The organism is Pontiella desulfatans, from assembly GCF_900890425.1.
In the GTDB taxonomy this organism is placed as follows: Bacteria; Verrucomicrobiota; Kiritimatiellia; order Kiritimatiellales; family Pontiellaceae; genus Pontiella; species Pontiella desulfatans.
Window position 1 is genome coordinate 3,744,675 of the sequence record NZ_CAAHFG010000001.1, and the last position, 18,637, is coordinate 3,763,311.

The 18,637-nt window shown below is 50.9% G+C and carries 18 protein-coding genes and 1 tRNA gene; 7 read left to right on the forward strand and 12 right to left on the reverse strand.

From position 1 onward, the window contains the following. Positions 1-55 precede the first annotated feature (55 nt). The 4 genes from E9954_RS13120 to E9954_RS13135 form a co-directional block, all read right to left on the reverse strand. Positions 56-676 carry an ArdC-like ssDNA-binding domain-containing protein gene (locus E9954_RS13120; protein WP_136079607.1) on the reverse strand — a complete coding sequence of 207 codons (621 nt, stop codon included), beginning with the start codon at positions 674-676 and terminating at the stop codon, positions 56-58. 197 nt (positions 677-873) lie between these two features. Next, entirely contained in the window at positions 874-1,308 is a 435-nt protein-coding gene (locus E9954_RS13125; RefSeq protein ID WP_136079608.1) for a JAB domain-containing protein, read from the reverse strand. 423 nt (positions 1,309-1,731) lie between these two features. After that, positions 1,732-2,574 carry a PD-(D/E)XK nuclease family protein gene (locus E9954_RS13130; protein WP_136079609.1) on the reverse strand — a complete coding sequence of 281 codons (843 nt, stop codon included), beginning with the start codon at positions 2,572-2,574 and terminating at the stop codon, positions 1,732-1,734. A gap of 87 nt (positions 2,575-2,661) precedes the next feature. Beyond that, positions 2,662-3,099 (reverse strand): hypothetical protein, encoded by a 438-nt coding sequence (locus tag E9954_RS13135; RefSeq protein ID WP_136079610.1) that lies wholly within the window; start codon positions 3,097-3,099, stop codon positions 2,662-2,664. Between the two features lie 210 nt (positions 3,100-3,309). Between E9954_RS13135 and E9954_RS13140 the strand changes: the two genes are divergently transcribed. Continuing rightward, on the forward strand, positions 3,310-3,552 hold the full coding sequence (locus E9954_RS13140; RefSeq protein ID WP_136079611.1) for a hypothetical protein: 243 nt from the start codon (positions 3,310-3,312) through the stop codon (positions 3,550-3,552). A gap of 14 nt (positions 3,553-3,566) precedes the next feature. Then, entirely contained in the window at positions 3,567-4,640 is a 1,074-nt protein-coding gene (locus E9954_RS13145) for a hypothetical protein (protein ID WP_136079612.1), read from the forward strand. Here E9954_RS13145 and E9954_RS13150 read toward each other — a convergent pair. From E9954_RS13150 to E9954_RS13185, 8 genes are all read right to left on the reverse strand, one after another. Next, on the reverse strand, positions 4,637-5,599 hold the full coding sequence (locus E9954_RS13150; RefSeq protein ID WP_136079613.1) for a hypothetical protein: 963 nt from the start codon (positions 5,597-5,599) through the stop codon (positions 4,637-4,639). The two genes, E9954_RS13145 and E9954_RS13150, sit on opposite strands and share 4 nt — an antisense overlap. Further along, positions 5,599-6,534 (reverse strand): AAA family ATPase, encoded by a 936-nt coding sequence (locus E9954_RS13155; RefSeq protein ID WP_136079614.1) that lies wholly within the window; start codon positions 6,532-6,534, stop codon positions 5,599-5,601. Before E9954_RS13155 ends, E9954_RS13150 begins: the two co-directional genes overlap by 1 nt. 60 nt (positions 6,535-6,594) lie before the next feature. Beyond that, entirely contained in the window at positions 6,595-7,239 is a 645-nt protein-coding gene (locus E9954_RS13160; RefSeq protein ID WP_136079615.1) for a hypothetical protein, read from the reverse strand. After that, on the reverse strand, positions 7,193-8,161 hold the full coding sequence (locus tag E9954_RS13165; RefSeq protein ID WP_136079616.1) for a hypothetical protein: 969 nt from the start codon (positions 8,159-8,161) through the stop codon (positions 7,193-7,195). Before E9954_RS13165 ends, E9954_RS13160 begins: the two co-directional genes overlap by 47 nt. A gap of 11 nt (positions 8,162-8,172) precedes the next feature. Continuing rightward, positions 8,173-9,096 carry a hypothetical protein gene (locus tag E9954_RS13170; RefSeq protein ID WP_136079617.1) on the reverse strand — a complete coding sequence of 308 codons (924 nt, stop codon included), beginning with the start codon at positions 9,094-9,096 and terminating at the stop codon, positions 8,173-8,175. Between the two features lie 175 nt (positions 9,097-9,271). Further along, the gene (locus E9954_RS13175; RefSeq protein WP_136079618.1) at positions 9,272-10,498 is read right to left on the reverse strand and encodes a hypothetical protein; all 1,227 of its coding nucleotides are present in this window, start codon (positions 10,496-10,498) and stop codon (positions 9,272-9,274) included. A 243-nt stretch (positions 10,499-10,741) separates the two neighbouring features. Next, entirely contained in the window at positions 10,742-12,601 is a 1,860-nt protein-coding gene (locus E9954_RS13180; RefSeq protein ID WP_136079619.1) for a DUF6538 domain-containing protein, read from the reverse strand. 112 nt (positions 12,602-12,713) lie between these two features. Continuing rightward, a tRNA-Phe gene (locus E9954_RS13185) sits at positions 12,714-12,789 on the reverse strand. Between the two features lie 345 nt (positions 12,790-13,134). Between E9954_RS13185 and E9954_RS13190 the strand changes: the two genes are divergently transcribed. The 5 genes from E9954_RS13190 (at position 13,135) to E9954_RS13210 (ending at position 18,489) form a co-directional block, all read left to right on the forward strand. After that, on the forward strand, positions 13,135-13,950 hold the full coding sequence (locus E9954_RS13190) for a type IV toxin-antitoxin system AbiEi family antitoxin (RefSeq protein ID WP_136079620.1): 816 nt from the start codon (positions 13,135-13,137) through the stop codon (positions 13,948-13,950). After that, positions 13,943-14,854, forward strand: a complete 912-nt coding sequence (locus E9954_RS13195) for a nucleotidyl transferase AbiEii/AbiGii toxin family protein (RefSeq protein WP_136079621.1) — start codon at positions 13,943-13,945, stop codon at positions 14,852-14,854. Before E9954_RS13190 ends, E9954_RS13195 begins: the two co-directional genes overlap by 8 nt. Positions 14,855-15,500: 646 nt before the next feature. Beyond that, a complete protein-coding gene (locus E9954_RS13200) occupies positions 15,501-16,454 on the forward strand; it encodes a tyrosine-type recombinase/integrase (protein WP_136079622.1) in 954 nt (317 codons plus the stop codon). Then, a complete protein-coding gene (locus E9954_RS13205) occupies positions 16,451-17,407 on the forward strand; it encodes a tyrosine-type recombinase/integrase (RefSeq protein WP_168442227.1) in 957 nt (318 codons plus the stop codon). The genes E9954_RS13200 and E9954_RS13205 overlap by 4 nt, the downstream gene beginning before the upstream one ends. Continuing rightward, positions 17,404-18,489 (forward strand): tyrosine-type recombinase/integrase, encoded by a 1,086-nt coding sequence (locus E9954_RS13210; RefSeq protein WP_168442228.1) that lies wholly within the window; start codon positions 17,404-17,406, stop codon positions 18,487-18,489. Before E9954_RS13205 ends, E9954_RS13210 begins: the two co-directional genes overlap by 4 nt. The last annotated feature ends 148 nt before the right edge of the window (positions 18,490-18,637 follow it).

Sequence of the window (18,637 nt, forward strand, 5' to 3'; positions counted from 1 at the left end):
AATGTTATGCCGAATCAGTTTCTCGAATTCACCCGGCAATCAATTCCATTGAAACTCAATTCGGCATAATCCCAGTGTCGGCATAATGCGCCAGCTCATGATTAAGCGCAGCGTAATACGCGGCGTCCGAGTCAAACACTTCAGGGTTAGGCATCGATACCGTATCGAATGCCGGACTGTAACTGGCCTGGCGGCACCCATGCCGGACCCGCGGAGGGTTCTGCATGTCACGTACGACACGCTCTGCAACCTCAATCGGATCATGTTTACGCTTCGGCACCTCGATAACCGGAACCTTTCCTTCGGGAAGCCCCTCACACTGGGCCACATTGAAAACGCGGTAGTATTTTAGGAAGGCATAGGTCTTTGCATCGGGATCATCCTGATCATCAGCTTCCACGATTTTCCAGAAGACGACGGGACATGCGCGTTCTCCTTTCCGCACTTTCCCGCCCATCGCATTGATCTGCTTCATGGAAAGGAAGTACGGACTCTCGAACCCGAGCATGTGGAGTAAAAACACATTCACTCCCCGGTAGTTTTTTCCTGTTACGAGGTTTCGGGGCATTAGACTCACCGAGGCCCAGGGCTTCCGCCATGGAATCTCGCCGGTCTCCTCGATCCTCTTCACCAAACGCTCGGTGATCATTGCATTGATTTTTTCATAAGCACCCATCGGGCACCTCACTTTCTTGTTTAGGGTTAAACAACGAGAGGCCGCCCCTCCAACGGGGACGGCCTCTTACTTCTTCGTGTTACCGGATGGCAACGCTTGGCGGTGCAATCACAAATGGGTAAACACACAGGAGCCGCACCCGGTGATGGATGCGGCTCCTGTGCCTGTGCTTTTTGGTACGGCATTCCGAAACCAGATCAGAACTGAACGAGCCCAGCTTCATTCAAACTTAAATGACCTTGGCTCCCAACGATTACGTGATCGAGCACCTTTATGCCGATGACCTCTCCGGCACTGATGAGCTGGCGGGTAATCTTGATATCCTCTGCACTGGGCGTCGGTTGTCCCGAGGGGTGATTGTGTCCAAGGATAACCGTTGAAGCTCCGTCCAATATGAGAGGGCGGAAGCATTCTCGGGCGTGAACAAGTGCACTCGATACGGTTCCCAGTGAAACCAGATGCCGCTGCAGTACATGATTTTTTGCATCCAGACCAATGACCACAAAAACTTCCTGGGCAAGGTTCTTGATATCGCCTAAATATTCGGCGACGTGTTCCGGCTTCGTCAACAGCGGTCCAGGTTCTTCGCGCTCCCGAATAACAGCAAGCTCCGTGGTTAATTGCATGATCATATGTATCTCCTTATTGGTTAATTAAAGCGGTGTGGAGATAGCCTGATCACAGGAGGAAATCAGTGGTGATGTGTGCGGAAAACTACGTGCCTACATGCTAACTTTTAGCATAAACCCATTTTCAGATTCTGAGTTCGGGTTCTGATTTTCGGATTCCGGAGGAAGGCCTAAAAGAGAGCTAAACGCCAATTTCCTAAGAAACTCGCGTTTAGCCCCGTTTCCATTGGTTCAAATGAAGGCCGGATGTGGATTTATTGGAACAATTAGAGCCCGTTTAGATAATAAACGGCTCCAAATCGACCAAAAACGCTGTCACCCGTTACAAAAAAAGTCCACTCACGCCCGAAAAAAACAGCGATTCGTGGACTTGGATTTTTTAAAATCCAGAATTATTGTTTCTCAAGGATCAACTTTAGCATATTGCTACGCCGCTTTTTGGACCCGGCGACCTCCCGAAGAACTGCCCCATTCTTTACATGCCGAAGCATAAGGGCAATCTCCGCAATAGAACCCGGTCTCCGCAGGATACCAGAGTTCGTGTTTCACGATCTGTTGCGCTTTCGAGATGAGCGTTGCCATCCTCAGTTCCTGTTTAGCGGAGCGGCGGGTGGAACGATATTCATGTGATGGCTCTTTTGCTTTGGTAACCACTTTGAACGCAACTTCCGGCCTTATTCCTCCATACATCTGATGCCATGCGTAACTATACACCGTTGCCTGAAAGCTCTTGTGCTCATGACCGGCACTCCATTTTCGTGCAGCTGTTTTGAAGTCAACAATCACAGGCTTGCCATCACGCTCAACAACCAGGTCGAATTCACCAACTAGAGGATCTTCAACTACCGAGCCATCGGGCGCGTGCACGGGCACACAGAAGGCTTGAGACGTCGATAACACCTTTTCCTTGGGATCGGCATTATCGATAAAGCACTTCACCACCTTCCGGCCGGTATCCGCCAGTGACTCGAAACTAGTCTTCGCACCGAACTTGATATTTTGTTCGTTGTTAGCTTTTTTCCAGAGTTCTGAGAACATTTCGATATGAGAATCGACATCAGGCTGTTCACCGCGCTGGATCCACTGATAGTAGTGCTCCAACACCTTGTGCACACAGGTACCGAACACTAACGAGTTAGATACGAATGGCTTTGGTAGCTTAGCAACCCGCTCATAATAGAATTGCAAGCTACATAAATTCAGAATTTGATTTATCTGACTGTTCGAAAGGTGCGGACGCTGCCGCAGTTGGCTTAATGACTGTGTCATGGTTCATTTTCTCCTTGGGTTACACATAAAAACCCCGCCATCCACAGTGGACGACGGGGCTTGATTCGGGGTTGGTAGTGACCTGGGCTAAGCGGCGGCCTTCAACACATCAACGAAGGCGCTTGCATCGCGCTTACTGAGGTCATACACGTTACCGGCCTCGTAGAGTTCGGCAACCTTGCGGTTTAATTCAGGAAGGCCGAGGTTCTGTTCCTGTCCTAAGCGAAGGATGAATTGAACCTGGCGATTAGTACAGCGTTGATCGGTACCGCGGCCGTTATCATGGTCACGACGATCATGCGGGCGTTCCTCCCGGCGACGTGGTCGCTGGGCACCCCGGCCAATGGTTAGTTCTGACTCGACGCTATCACGAACCAATTCAAATGTTTCGGCAATAGCCCGCTGGATCTCAGATGCCGTAGCATCAGATCCGATCTCTTTTTCGATGCTGCAGAATACAGATTCAGAACTGAACCGTGCCTCTGTCGGGAGCTTCTTAGAATAGCTTCCTGTAATCTTAGTCATGGTGATCTCCATATTTAGTGTTAACACGAAAAAGGCCCGACAGCATCAGCTGAAGGGCCTGTCAGAGGGGTTACGGAACCAATCCTTCTCCTCTCTACTATATTATTACATCTTTTATGATCATTTTAACCATTTTTCATGATTTTCAGGGTTTTCAGGGTTATATCACGGTCTATACGGCGAAATACCGGCCATTTATGAGCCCCACCCATGATGACGGAGGAAATACAAATCCTTCCAGCGCTTCAAAATTTTGGTACAGTGTTCCAAAATAAAATGGATTTCACTTTTGCCGATAACTCGCATATACCATTATACAATGTGGTTACTTTTTTCTTTTTTTACCCTCCTGGAGGTTTTGCGCTTCCGGCTCGCGCCGACCAGAGGGTAAAAAAAGAAAAAGGAATCCGCTTATCTTTAGATAAGGTATATGCGAGTTATCGTCATTTTTGATTGGGGGGAGTTTTTTGCACAGCGTTCCAAAATATATTGTTAAAGCCTGGGGACCGAGTAACCCGCTGAAGATTACCGGCGTAATCTATGATAACCGAAAGGGAAAGGACGGAACCGAGTACCTCCACAACCGGTATATCCATGACGCTGTTTACGGTCATGTGAGCAAGCTGGATGCTTTCAAGAGCGAGTTGAAGGACACAAACAGCTGGGTTCACCAGATGGTTGATATAAAAACAAATGACCCCAAATCCAACATCTACAAAGCAGCGCGTCGGGTGGCCTATATTTCCCGACGATACCGGGCCAATGCCTCCAGCTTATATAATCTTCTCAAAGACAGAAGTCATACCCCCTTGATACCCTACCCTTTCGAAGACGATGAGGTTGCCATGGAGCTTCCTGCAAGCCGTATTCCTGATGACACACTCATCCAAAGCCTCCGACTTCTTAAACGTATGTTTTTCTGCACACCGAACCAGGGCGTGGGCAACAACCTTAGCCAGCAGTATTCCTGTGGGCAGTACCGATTATGCCCGTGGTGCCGCTACGAAAAAATCCACTACATGTTCACTGAGATCGTCGCTGAACTGAAGAAAGATATGCAGGTCTGTGTGACGCACTTCTCCACGCCGTGCGACCGACGCACCTTCGATGTAAACAGTGATCCGGCTATGTATGAGAAGGCGGTTAAGAGCGCCTGCAAGGGCAGGAACAAGGGCTGGCTGAAAGATTATGTAATAACGCTGCCGTACAGGGTTCGGACAGCCAACTATGATAAAGACAGCGACGATAAATATAACTTGGTATGGCGCACCACTGTTATCGCCCTTGCTGAGGGAGGGGAAAAGCTGCAGTCACCAGAGGAAGCATTCCCCAAAACCTCCGACTTCCCCACAACCTTCATGTCGGAAGGCCCATGGCTAAAATTTCCTCCGACCAAGGCGGGGCTGTGTGATGCCTTCAGAACGTTTGCGGAGTTCCCGTTCTGGATGCTGTCGCTCTACCACGACCCCCACTTTGTGGCGGATGCCCTGACCACCCTGGCGGCAGGAAGCCGCGATAGAGCGGTCGGGCACGGTTTTTAAACTAGGACTTCGGCTTCGGGAATGGACATACTCATCCTGGCATCAAACGATCTGAGATCGCTTATGAGCCCCGTAGTTCGCCTATACCGGTCGAGTAAGGACCAGGCCAGCTCACCCCATAGGCAACGCGGAATATACAATCCCTGCACACTCAGCGCCGATGCGTTGAGTGCCAACCTCGCGGTGTCTGCCGATCTGAGTTCCCCCTCCAACAGTTCGATCAGGATCCGGTCAACTGACCGGTGCCGAACCGGCTCCCGGCCCCTGGGCGACTCGTAACCTTCAAACAAGTTCCGGCACGACTCCGGCCACGGCACGCTTTGATAAAGCCGCCCCCATTCTTTGAGAAAGGCCGGCGGATAAATCCCATTCAGGGCAAAGTCTTCGACAACAGACTGCCAATGCCTGGGTTTGTAACGCGTATCATCGTATTGCGGCGCAGAGACCATACACCGGTTATCGGCACGTATGGCCGCGGCATCACCGACACGGGTGCGATGAACAACAAACAGCTCTTTTAACCGGATGGCGAGATCGGCCTTGAAGTGAGTAATTAATTTCATGCACGGATCGCCTTCCAAGAGGCAGTCCAACATCTTTGTCTCGGCTTTCAGCTCTTCGGCATCAGGCTCGATGCCCGTCAGCTTATTATACAGATCCAGCATCTCATGCTCACTGACAAGCGATACGACTTCACCTGCTTTAGCTATCGGATCGGATGAAAGTAAATCGAGTATATCCCTGCGACCATAAGCCCTGAAAAACAGACACAACCTAATCAATGTTGACTTAATATCTGCCGACGAACCACGACAGAATAACGCGACAAGAACAAGACCCTGCCGAGGTGTCATTGAACTCACCAGTTGGCCGGCGGCACGCAACAGCTGCTCCTGATCCCCGGCTTTGCTGACAACCGGGAGGCAGTTTGCTCCCGAGAAAAAAAGTACACCACTCATCACACCACCTCCACGTCCGGAAGTTCAGGCTGAACAGCAGGCTCCTGTCCGAGCGCAAATCCAGCCTGAAGATACCCCGCGACATCGGGGGCGCTCCGCAACCCCAACGACTCAGCCTCTGCGCTCAGCACAAATTTCCCAAGGTCCATATCTACGTCAAAAAACTCTCCCGGCCTTCCCAAACTCCGGAACCTGCCGTTGGCCCCATCAAGCCACGCCAACTCTCGATGATTGGATTTTGGATTCGCGATCCAGCAGACTTTTTCATCCCCGCCCCCGTCCCCGCCGATCATCAGGCATTCATCCACTAATTTGGTGACAAAATCACGGGACTGCATAACGTCACCGGCTGTCGGGCATACAGTAGCGTCTCCGGTAGCCATAGCCGACCGCGCCTGGTGCAGCAGGAGGATTGGAATCCCGTATAACGCCGCGACAGTCTGGAGTTTGTTGCAGATAGCTTTTATGGATTTATGACTCACATCCCGCCCGTTAAGCAGTTGTTGAAGCTGGTCGATAACAACAAGATCCAGATCATCCTGATTCTGTGCGATATAGGCTTCTACATTTTCTGTAGTCCAGCCACGGACGACTTGCTTCTGCAGGAGTTGTATTCGGGAGCACAACACCTTCCACTCCGCAGAACGCAACTGATTCACCAGCGGATCAACAACACTGTCACCGGCCCCATACACCAACCTCTTAAACCGTTTCTTATATAGATTTTGAAACTCAAGACCGATATAACCTACCGTCTTTCCCAATGATGCCTCCGCCTCAGCTATCTGGGTTGCCAGCAGCGTCTTCCCTCCACCGCTTGGGCCGACCAGACCGATCAGCTTTCCATCTGGAAGCCCTCCGCCAAACAGGCGCTGAATAAAACTCATACCCGGCAGATAGGTCGCCCCTGCACCCGCGTTTGATTTCATAATCATAATACTACCTCATAAAATATGGGCATCCCCCGTATAGGGATGCCCGTTGATTATTTCAGTCTATGCCAGGGCCTGCACGTTAGCGCTGCATGTTTCATCCAGCAGCTCAGAATAGGTTTCCCGCAACCATGCATGGGCCGTATAAATTGAACTAATAATATCATCGTTACCTGTAAAATCCGTGATAGGGCCCGTTAGCAGCCCATTAGCACTGGCGGCTAAATACATTTCGAAAGCCTCGGCAACCTCATCCTCGAAACGCTGACGCGGCCATTGTTCGGGGGCGGCATTTTCTCTGGCCAACTGCTGGAGGTCCTCAAACCACACCAGCTGTTCATTACGGGCATGATCGTCTGGATCCCAAATAAATTCATCCATCAGTGCCGTGTGATTACCATGGCAGCATAAAAGAGATATTTGGTACTGGTTCAGACCTTTTATCAGCCCGGTTTTTATACAGTCGTGCATGTTCAATTTTTGACGGCAAGCGCAGGCAATCAGTGCGGCAAACGGGAGCTTGAACCACCACCGTGCGATTGCCATGCGCTCATCCCGAGGAACGCTATGTACTGGAACATCTTCTGATATGACTCGTAGGCCAGTGACTGCATGGTACTGTTCATTACGTATGCTATCTTCATCCAGCTGCATAACGGCGTTACCAAGGACTGATTCTTTCGCGCTTAGCGAAGAGTTTATTTTCATTTTTAATCTCCAATGTTTTAAGTTCAGGAAGAACGAATGGTTTCATACAATTTAGGGATTCAATATGTGAGGCGACATCGGCGCAGGAAGTGAAACCTGCCTCGATAGCTGTAAGGGTCATTACAAACTTCCTTCCGTCTGCCTGATAGAAAAGCCCTGGAGCTCCAAGATTGCGGAAACGTCCCAGTTCAGGATCGATATAAATCAGACTATGCCGATCCGCCTGGGGATCCGAGAAGTAGCGCGGACCCTTATCCCGCTTATCCCCGTTTCCGATGAACAGGGCATGATCTACCGTATGGGTAACGTGTTTCATACCCTTCGCGTGATTTATTTCCGGCCGAAACGTAGGAGGCTTCTCCAATAGGGATTCCCGGGTATGGTTCAGCAGAATGATGGCAACGTCAGAAGCCCGAGCTGCTAGGCCGAGTTTCTTTCGAACCCAGCTAAGAGACTCCTTACGTACATGGATATCCCCGACCATTCTCGGCAGGGCATTGATAATAATTACATCAGCACCCTTACTATTCTCACGGATATGTGACGCCGTATCTGTTAGACCATAAAAGGGAAGATACTCAACCACATGCAGTTCACCTAAAGGCTGGCAACCGAAGCTTAGGGGATGTTTCGTCCCCTGCTCTGAAAGCAACGCCTTGGCACTTTCCTCCGCCCGGAAAATATCCTGACGAACTTTTGGTGCGTCATAGTTGAGAAACTCAACCTTCAACCCAAGTGATGAAAGATCCACGGCTAACTGCGCCCCAATCACCCGAACGGAAACAGGGACATACTCCGACGCGACGATCATTAATATTTCGCCACGTTTAAGCAGATCTATGATCCACTTAATAAGGCTCTCCACCGGCGGGTTGAAATAGGGCGGCAAAGCCGCCCCCATTAATTGAATTACCTTTTTCAAATCAACCCCGACTATGCAGCCTGCTCGCAGGTGAGTTCCGGATACATCTCGGTGAAACGGGTCCTAGCTTGCTCCGCGGCTCGCTCAAAATACCGACCTTCCTCAAGTTTCTCTAAGGTGAGATCCTGCGGGTCATTGATAAATGAGGCGATGACAGCGTCATACAAAAAATCCAAATGCGAGCCGCCCGTTCGGCACACTTCCTCTTTCGACTGTGCCATTATTTCTTGGCACATAGAGCTAGTGTCCATGCTCATATAATCAAGTATGATTTGGCTCACAACTTCAAAGGTATAGGTATGAAAATTTCCGATGCTAGAAATATTACTCCAGGCCCGTGCCAAAACACTTGCATGATGCATCTCATAATCATCAAACCTAGATCCCCATCGCTTAGACACTGTGAGCCCAAGTAACATTCCGTCGCGAATTACATCTGAAAAATCAAATCCCCGATGACAGGATTCCTGATATCTGGACTTAAGCTCCATGAATTCGTCTGTTTCTTGAATTTCACCGATACGACCGAGGATTTTATCAGCCGTAATAAATAGATCCTGAAAAGAAACCTGATTTTCACGACTCATGAGAAACTCGGCAATGTCCATGGCGAAAGAGATTTCAACTTCATCAACGAAGTGTTCTACATAACACTTATATTCAGATTTATTGAATGTGGCCAATTTGAAAGCTCTCTCCAAGGGCCAGCTCTGAGGACAGATTGCATTCCGCCCCGTTATCGCCCCTGAAGTTGCCTTTACCTCTTCAACTGCATGAATTAAAAGCCCCAGGATGTAAACCCTCAGGTCTTTTTCATTCAGGAGTTCCATACCATCTATCGCGGCATAATATCTTGCGAAATCCTCGAAACTTCCCAAGCTCTCCAAAGTTACTTCACTATTATTTCCACTTCCTGCTTCTTCGATTTTACTCATTTTTTCTCCTGTGGTTGTATGTGTTGAAGGACTCCATGTCCAACTTTCAGGAAGGAATCTATATATAGAGGAATTAGCGGTCGATTATACCTTAATACACTTCACCACAACTCTATTGTATATTTCTACAAAGAGATGTATGTGAAAGTGTTACAGATATTTACATGATATAATTTTATCTCAACGCCTTAAGCCACTCATCGAATTTATCAACCAAAAGGTTCGACTTTCCGGCTTTTTTGGAAATGCCGGCCAGCCGCTTGCGGTAAAATCTGGTTTTGCTAAAAGATTGTCTCGCTTTGGTAGGCTTTACATCGAACAAAGCAATAGACTTATTCTCCAGATAATCCATCATTTCATCATTGTAGTAGCTCTTTGGTGTACGGTTTTTAGCTACAAACTCTTTCGCCTCCCGCGCCTTGTCTTCCATCACACTGACAATAACCTGAATCAGTTGCTCATCAGATATACCGGTTGCCCGGTTTCCATTCCGCTCCTTTTTGCGTAAAGGGGAAACCTGCTCGGCAACCACACGATATGCCTCGCGCGGGAAATGGTTATTTAGGCCGACTCCTGCACAACCGGCGGGCATCACGACCCTTACGGTCCCCACGCCGCTGCCAGCCCATTTCCCCTCAATCATATCAGGGCGTTCGAATCTGAATAAATCAGGTTCCCATTTTGTCAATTTTCCGTCCTCAAAAATAAGCCTATGCACACTGTTTTCCATGAAGAAATTCTGGAGGCAACCAAATGCAGAAGCTAAGTACTGACGCCGGTTCTCATCAGGCTCCAATAGAATTTTTTCCAAAAACAGGCTAATTTCATTGTACGCAGGCGAACGAAGGGAACCGTCTTCATCACAAAAATACTCCAGCCAGCCTCCGCAATCATCCTGCAGCGCATCAACTTCCCTTTTGATGGCCTGTACGTCATATGGTCGAGGTTTCAGCAACTCCCACTCCATCCAGTCCTCTGGTTTTTTTGTAACCAGATATTGAAGTCGATTCATCCAACGAGCAACATTCACAGCACGTTCCGCGTTGAGGATGGTCGGATCTATTGCTATTTCATCCCTACGTAAATCTGATCTCTTTTTTTTCTGCACGTATGGACAAACGATTGGAGGAGGGAAAATGCTCTGCACATATCTTTCAATCCGCTCAGGCCAAATACACGCATCTCCTGCATCATAAAATTTTCGGAGGTCCCCCAAGACTTTCTGAGCATCGTCGCCAATAACCGGCTTGTTCAACGTATCGATAGCCGCCCGGAATATTTTAGAGGGGTTATCACCTTCAATCTTCTTCTTTCCCGCCCGATCCTCGTTCACCAATTCTCTGATAAACGGCTCATATGAAAGAATATTTGCGGCATATTGACGAATATAGTTTTCAGGCACAGGCGTTCTCCATTGATCGAATCTTGTTACCATACTACGCGGATTCAGCGCAACGGCATCGGAAAATCCCAATGCAATCTGAATTACTAGGCACTACCGTCTCGCCATCGCTCGATTCAGTTGGTGACACTCGTTGTACTACAGCCAACCAATTTAGCAATTGCGCGGGTTGCGTACTTTCCATTGTAGGCATAGAGAATGAACTGCGACGGAAGCAGGCGTCAGGTATTATCTGCTCCCCGCTCACTCATCCTCTTTCTCCCAGTCCAGCAGTTCAACGGCTTCTGCCAGTTCCTTTAGCTGCAACCGCCCCTGATAACTCATGGCCACCCTGCTGGCCTCTTTGTTTTCATGTCCGGCCAGTTCATCGATAACCCGCTGCCTCACACCGGTACTTTGCAGCGCCCGGCTCACATTCGACCGGATGCCGTGAAGCCCCCGGTGGTTATCCACGGCTCCGATCTCCACCTTGACAGTCTGGTTGAAGTAGACTGAAGGCTTTCTGATCCAGCCGTTTTTCTCACAGAAAGTAAGACTCGGCCATAGGCGGCCATTAGGATTTTTCTTATCCGTCAGTTTCCGGATGCCTTCGACATAGGCGATGAACCCCTGATCCAGGATCTTTTGGCAGAGGGGAACACGGCGAACACTGGATTCGGTTTTGATACGCTGGTTACTGGCCTCATCATCCCCGATCTCCAGATACCAGATATCCCCCTCTTTCTTGACGTCGGCAGGGATCAACTGAGCCAGTTCGTTGGCGCGGCAACCGGTATACGCCACCAGCAGCGGAATCCAATACCGCCACTCATAATGCGCCTTGTGCTTATCCCGGTTATCATCAAGATAAGTCATCAATTTATTCATCTGTCCGGCCGTATATCCATCGAACGCCCGCCCTGACAACTTGGCCTTTTTAGCCCTGTTCTCCAGATGCATGTCCTCGGACACGGCAAACGGCACATAATGTTTTTTCTTCGCAAACCCAAATACAACGCCGAGGCGGGTCAGCCTGTTATTGACCGTGGTAATACTCAGCCGTTTACTCTCGTTCTTCACGGCGTATGCCACCTGTTCTCTGACTCCGAGATCTTTGGTATCACTAAGCTTGTTGGCATTAAGAAGAAGACGACAAAGGCAGTTGTCCCGGTAGTCGATAACCATCTCGACTTTGATGGATTTGATTGGGGTGGTTGCGCCATCCAGACCATGCCACTCCAGAAAACTATTCACCTCGCCTTTGATAGCGTCCTCGTTCTTCACAGAACGCTTCTTCAGCCGCAGGCACTCTGCCAGCACATCGGCAATAGCGGGTCCCTGATCCTTTGTTCCAGGGGTATCATCCGCATAATCCATCACCGGCAACGCCCGTTTCAGCCCGAGGACATCCCCCCATTGTTCCACGACATCCAATTGCGGGAATTCATTTATTATTTCCCGCGCCATGTACTCGAGTTCATCTCTCAGCGCCCGGAGAATACCGCGCAGCCCCCGTCGGTCATCCTGCACGCCCAGCGCCGTTGCCAGCGTCCAGACGCTGTGGTCTGTCGCGTCCTCGTCATCCTCCCAGACATCGTACTCAGGGTGGCGCATGCCCTCGATCGAACATGGTGCTAGCGGTTTATTGGCGTCGTAACCGCTGAGAAGCCCCAGGACGCGTAGGTGGCCCAGCCTCTCTTCAGTCAGGGTATCACTGCGGATCAAACCAACCAGTATGCTGTGCTCTTCCTTGATCTCATTCAGGTATTCCTCACATTGAGGGAGAGGATACCTTGCCAGCACCGAATCTAGCTCGCGCACGGCGTTTCGGTGGATGAGCAGGTTTCTGACCATCTCCTCTAGCTGCCGGCCCGATGGCAGACTCACAGCCAACCGCGAGGGGTCCGCGGATTTGCGGATCTTTTCAAACTTTTCATTCCATTCAACAGCCAGGCGTTCAGCTTCGAGATTGGCTTCCGATATCCGGTCTTCTTTTAGACCGAGGGCTTTTACAATCTCCGCCTTGCCCCCGAGGGCTGCCCGGCACTCCGCAGGTACCCTGATGCGGAAACGCAGGTTTCCCTTTCGGTTCTGGAGATTCTTTGTTTTGAGGTCCACCATCATATCTATCCTACTACTTTCTCACACGTACGTGTGTACCATGTGTATCACTGAAAGTGTGCCGATAGACAGCTATAGTTGCATTTTATACAACTATAGAGTGAAAAGAGGAAAGTGGTGGCGACTCCCAGAATTGAACTGGGGACACGCGGATTTTCAATCCGCTGCTCTACCGACTGAGCTATCTCGCCGCACTTGGGTCAGTTCGGGAACCTGACGCCATGGGTTTGCACCCAAAAACTATGGTCGGCCTGATAGGATTTGAACTTACGGACTAAACCCCAGTTTTATCATGCTAATATAGTGACCAATACACTCCCTAAACACTAATAATCAACAGATTACAGATGAGTCTTTTATGCTGCCCAAACTGGGGTTGTAAAAAGTTCGCATTTCTATCCGACTCGGTGTCCTGATAGGATTATAAATCGGAAGCAAAAGTTCGCCATAAGCCATGACTGGTGCCCGAGCAGGATTAAAACCTGATACGGAAAAATTCTCCGATCATCATTTTCTGCATCACACTAAGCAGTTGCATGTCGGTTTTTATTTTGCAATACATGCATACCATGAGTACGCAAAAACAAACAAAAATAAACCTCGTGCTACAAAACATGGCTCCGGGGGCTGTGTTAACTTCTAACTGGCTGACAGTGCATGGAGTATCAAACAACCTTGCACGAAGGTATGTTTCATCGGGATGGTTTGAACGCATCGGACAAGGTGCCTATATACGATACGGTGACGATGTCGATTGGCAGGGTGGATTATATGCGTTGCAGTCCCAGCTTGGATTGAAAGTTCATGTTGGGGGGTTGAGTTCCCTCCGACTCAAGGGTATGGGGCATTTTCTTTCTTTGGATGCAGATCAATCCATCCAGCTATTCAGCGGGAGCGCTAAACCGCTTCCCGCATGGTTCCGCGAGACGGATTGGGGCGTTCAGATCCAACACCGCACGGCATCCCTTTTCAGCAATGCGGAAAACCTCCAGATGAGTTCCGTGCCGCATAAGAGTTTTGAAATAGAAATGTCCCCACCGGAGCTGGCTGCTTTCGAAATGATCCATGGCATAAAAGACAATTCTGATTTTGATCATGCCCGAACTGTATTTGAGGGGCTGAGCACACTTCGCCCCAAGGAGAGCCAGGAACTTTTGCAGACATGTAAGTCCGTTCGGGTCAAACGCCTTTTTTTATGGATGGCTCGGGATTGCGGTCATCCATGGTTTAAATACATGGATATGGAGAAAGTGGATTTGGGAAGTGGAAAGCGGGTGGTCTACAAGGGAGGCAAACTGGATCAGGAATTCTTGATCACCGTTCCCCGCCCGGAAGGGGTGTCTGATGTTTAATCCCGCTTATTCAAACCAAGTGAAGCTGCTGCTCAGCGTTTTACCTTTGATCCAAGAATACGACAGCTTTGCCCTGAAGGGCGGGACAGCCATGAACCTTTTTGTGCAGAACCTGCCCCGGCTTTCCGTTGATATTGATTTGGCCTTTCTTCCATTGATCCCACGCCATGAAGCTCTTCAAGAGATCTCGAAGACACTTGAGTCACTTTCGGGTAAAATACAATCGATACTGCCGGAATGTTCCGTCACCCATCAGCCTGTGGCCGGGGTGACCGGGCGACTGGTCGTTAACTCTCCGGCAGCCACCATTAAAGTAGAGCCGAATTTCGTTTTCAGAGGGGCTGTGCATCCAGAGGAAACACGCCTGCTCTGCCCTGATGCCCAGGATCTGTTCGAACTTTTTCTGGAGTGCCGGGTTCTGTCTATCGCCGATCTTTATGGCGGAAAAATCGCAGCGGCACTAGACCGACAGCATCCCCGAGACCTGTTTGATGTCCATCTGATGTTCGAGCGGTTCGGACTTAGCGATGAAATCCGCACGGCCTGCACAATATATCTCGCGGGACACCCGCGGCCTATGGCGGAGCTGCTCACCCCCAATAACCAACCTCTCGAAAACCTGTATGCCTCGCAGTTTGCAGGCATGGCCCGTGAGCCAATAAGCATCGAGACATTAGCGAAAACACGAACCCGCCTTGTTCGTGAGCTGAAAGAGAGTCTGTCAGAAAATGAAAGGCTGTTTCTACTTTCGATCAAAACAGGCAAACCAGAATGGAATCGCATACCCATTGAGCACCTTGAGCGCTTGCCCGCGCTTCAATGGAAGCTTAGAAACATCCACAACATGGACGCCCAAAAACACAAGCAATCCATAGATAAGCTGAAGCAGGTTCTGGAACTGTAGGTACTGATGCCTGATCCTGCCAACGAACTTCAGCAGCTCCGCGAGGAACTGGACTCCCTGATACCCGATCAGGATGAACCGGGGTTTACCTTCAGAGGTCGCGGAGAGCAAACTGTGCCATACCGTCACATGCAGAGATAAAAAGTTCGCCTTAAGACATGGCCGGTGCACCTTGCTGGATGATACTGGGGTTGAGGGGGAAATTAGCACGAAGAAAGAGTTCGCTTTGCCATATCGTAAGGTAACCGAGTCGGATGTAACTGGGGTTTAACTTTGTGGAGAACGGAGAGCGAACGGAGAATCTCAGGAGAAATCGGACTACAAAATCGTGAATTCGGGGTTGGGAGAATGATACGGGAGCGGCAATTCGGCGTACAGCACCTCAAATCGTTCACGCAACCACCTCAAGCAGTTACGGTTATGAACGGGTGTTTTGAGGACATAAAAAAACGGCGATTCCCGAAGGAGTTCGCCGTAAAAATAAATGGTCGGCCCGGTTGGATGGTTATGTTGTGTGGTTTATTATGTTGCGAAGGTTCCTTTTGCTGAGCAAAACCCGATATTTGGAGTAGAGATCGCAACATAATTCCTCAGTCGAAGCGTAGTGTTCCTTGTATGTGAACAACCAACATACAAGGAGATTATTATGCATTCGGAAACCTTTCGCATTCCCGATGACCTTCCGCCTTCATTATGCATTTTAGCTGAGCAGTTTTGCACGGATGCATTTCGGATTCGCGGCATAACGCTGGAGACGATCAGGCTTGAGATTTGCTACCTCTGCCGCTTTTTCCGCCATTTCGGCCCGCCCGCGTCTTCCGACAAGTTGTTCCAAGCGCTATCGCCGGGATCAATCAGCGATTTTCTTCAGGATTATGCCCGGGCATACAGCCCGGGTTCCCTGGCAGGAATGCAAACCCTGCTCCGATCCTTTCTGCGCTTTGCACATCGGACCTCCCGAATCGGGAGGGATTTGGCGGAGCTGGTTCCGATACGAAAACGCAGGCAGCTCGGGATGGTTCCCCGTGGCTTGCCCGACGAGTGCATTGAACGGTTGCGCAGCAGCATCGACCGGAGCACGACGGAAGGAATGCGCGATTCGGCGATCATCTGTCTGCTGGCCACCTACGGCGTTCGCGGGGTGCAGATCCGCCGCTTGCGGCTTGATGACATCGATTGGCCAAACGAACGCATCCATTTTCCGGCGGCAAAAGGAGGCCGACCGGTTGAACAGCACCTGATTGCGGAGGCGGGCAACCTGCTTTCCGAGTATGTTCTGTTCGGTCGCCCGGAGTCGGAATCTGCCGAGGTTTTCCTTATGCTTTGCGAGCCCTTTGGGCCGATTCCTGCCGCGAACGAACTATCGGAAGTCATCCGACGGCGGATCCGGCGGCTTGGCATGGTGCTCCCCGACGGGGTGTCGTACGGGACGCACGGGTTCCGTCATGCCTTTGCGAGCCGCATGGTCGGGAAGGTGCCCTTCAAGGATCTGGTCGACCAGCTTGGGCACCGCGATTCCGCCTGCACACTGGTCTACTCCAAGGTGGATCTCGACGGCCTGCGCCAGGCGGCGCTGCCATGGCCGGGAGGTGGACGATGAACCCTCAAACCTCTTTTGAAAGTCCGCTCTCCGACATGATGGAGCGTTTTGTTGTGCATAAGCAGATGCAGGGGCTTGACTACACAGACCGGGCATACAGATTGAAGTTTTTTGACCGCTTTCTTTGCTCGGAAGACTGCCCGGACGGATTTTTGCGCAGCGAACACTTCTCCGGCTATCTTGAAAGCCTTGCGCATCTCAAGCTGAAGACGCGGGACAGCAGGCTGGGAGTCGTACATCAGTTCAGCCTATACCTTAACGCCTTCCGCCCCGATAGCCAGGTGATGCCCTTGCGGCGGCTGCCCGCTGTTGAGCAAAGCATTCGGTTCCACCGCATCACGGCCGCCGAAGTTGGCGCATTGATGGATGCGGCCACGAAGCTGTCTCCGAAGATCCGCGCCGCATGCATCCGATTCCTCTTCGGCCTGCTCTACGCAACTGGGCTGCGGATCTCCGAGGCGATCAACCTGAACCTCGGCGATATCGACCTTGAACGCAGCACCCTCTTCGTCCGCCGCGGCAAATTCGGGAAAGACCGGCTCGTCGCCCTGGCTCCATCCACTGTTCAAGCACTCAATACCTGGCTCGGCCTGCGCTCGTTCCATGCGGGAAACGGAAACTCCGCGCCCTTGCTCGTCGGCGCACCAAACAAACGACTCAGCTACCCGCAGGCCAAACGCGCATTCAGGAAGCTGCGCACGCAATGCGGGTTGCTCGGCGATCCGCCACCGCGCCTGCACGACCTCCGGCACAACTACGCCAGCGAATGCCTGGCCCGGTGGCGGCGCGAAGGCAAAGATATTCAAACCCTGCTCCCCGTCCTGTCCGTCGCCATGGGCCACGTCAACCCGCGGGCCACCCAGCGCTACATCCATATCGATGCCGCAACCCTGCTCGATGCATCCGGAAAAATCCGCGACCGCTTCATCCAACCCAACGGGGAAAACCAATGAACCCAAGCCTCAGCCGTCTCATCACCAGCTTCTTTACATCCTACCTCACCAACGAACGCGGCGCATCGCAAAACACCATCGCCGCCTACAGCGACACCCTGCGCCTGTTCATCAAGCATCTCTGCAAACAACAAAACAAGCTGCCTGAAAAACTCAGTGTGCAAATGCTCGATTCCAAGGAGGTTCTCGACTTCCTCGACCACCTCGAACATGACCGCGGCAACAGCCAGTCCACGAGGAATCAGCGGCTCGCCGCCATCAAATCCTTCCTCCACTACGCCGCCCGCGAAAATCCCGAACTCATGCTCCCAAACGAATGCATCCAGGCCATCCGATCCAAAAAGACCGACCACAAGCCTCCGCCCAGCCTCAGCGTTGAACAAGTCCGCGCCATCCTCGACTCCATCGACACCTCCACCCTCATCGGGCTCCGGGACAAAGCCCTTATTCAGCTACTCTACAACACCGGCGCCCGCGTGCAGGAAATCGCCGATCTGTGCATTGGCGACCTGCGCTTCGAAAATCCGGCAACCGTCACCCTCACCGGCAAAGGAAAGAAAACCCGCACTATCCCGCTCTGGGATGAAACCGTCCAGCACATCCAGGCCTACCTACTGGCAAGGGAACACGCCGGCGTCCACTCCGACCACCTTTTCCTAAACAACAAAAGAGAGCCTATCACCCGCTTTGGAATCGGTCGGCGAATAGAACTCCACGGGAAAAACGCCGCCGAAAAAAGCCCAAGCCTAAACGATCTGAAGATCACGCCACACCTCTTTCGCCACACCACCGCGCTGCACCTCATCGAAACCGGAAGCGACATCACCATCGTCAAGGAATGGCTCGGTCACGCCGATATCAAAACCACGAGCCAATACATCGAAGTCAGCGTCGAGCGCAAACGCAAAGCCCTGGAAAAACTACCACCGCCAGGGTCGGGAGGCCCCGTTGAAATGCCGGAATGGAAAGAACTCGGCATCATCGAATTCCTTACGAGCCTGTCGCACAACCGGAAATTATGTTGCGACCTTCCTGTGCCAACATCAACAGGAGGCTATTCATCCGCACGCTTCGCAACATAATCAACCACGCAACATAACCATCCTTATGTGGTGTGCAACATAAGGATGGCAATGCGAACCTTCTAAAAATGACTCTCCATTCGGGTCGGTACGATCAGGATAGCGATGCGAACCTGATTCTCCAAAAGTTAAGTTAGGTAATGGCAAT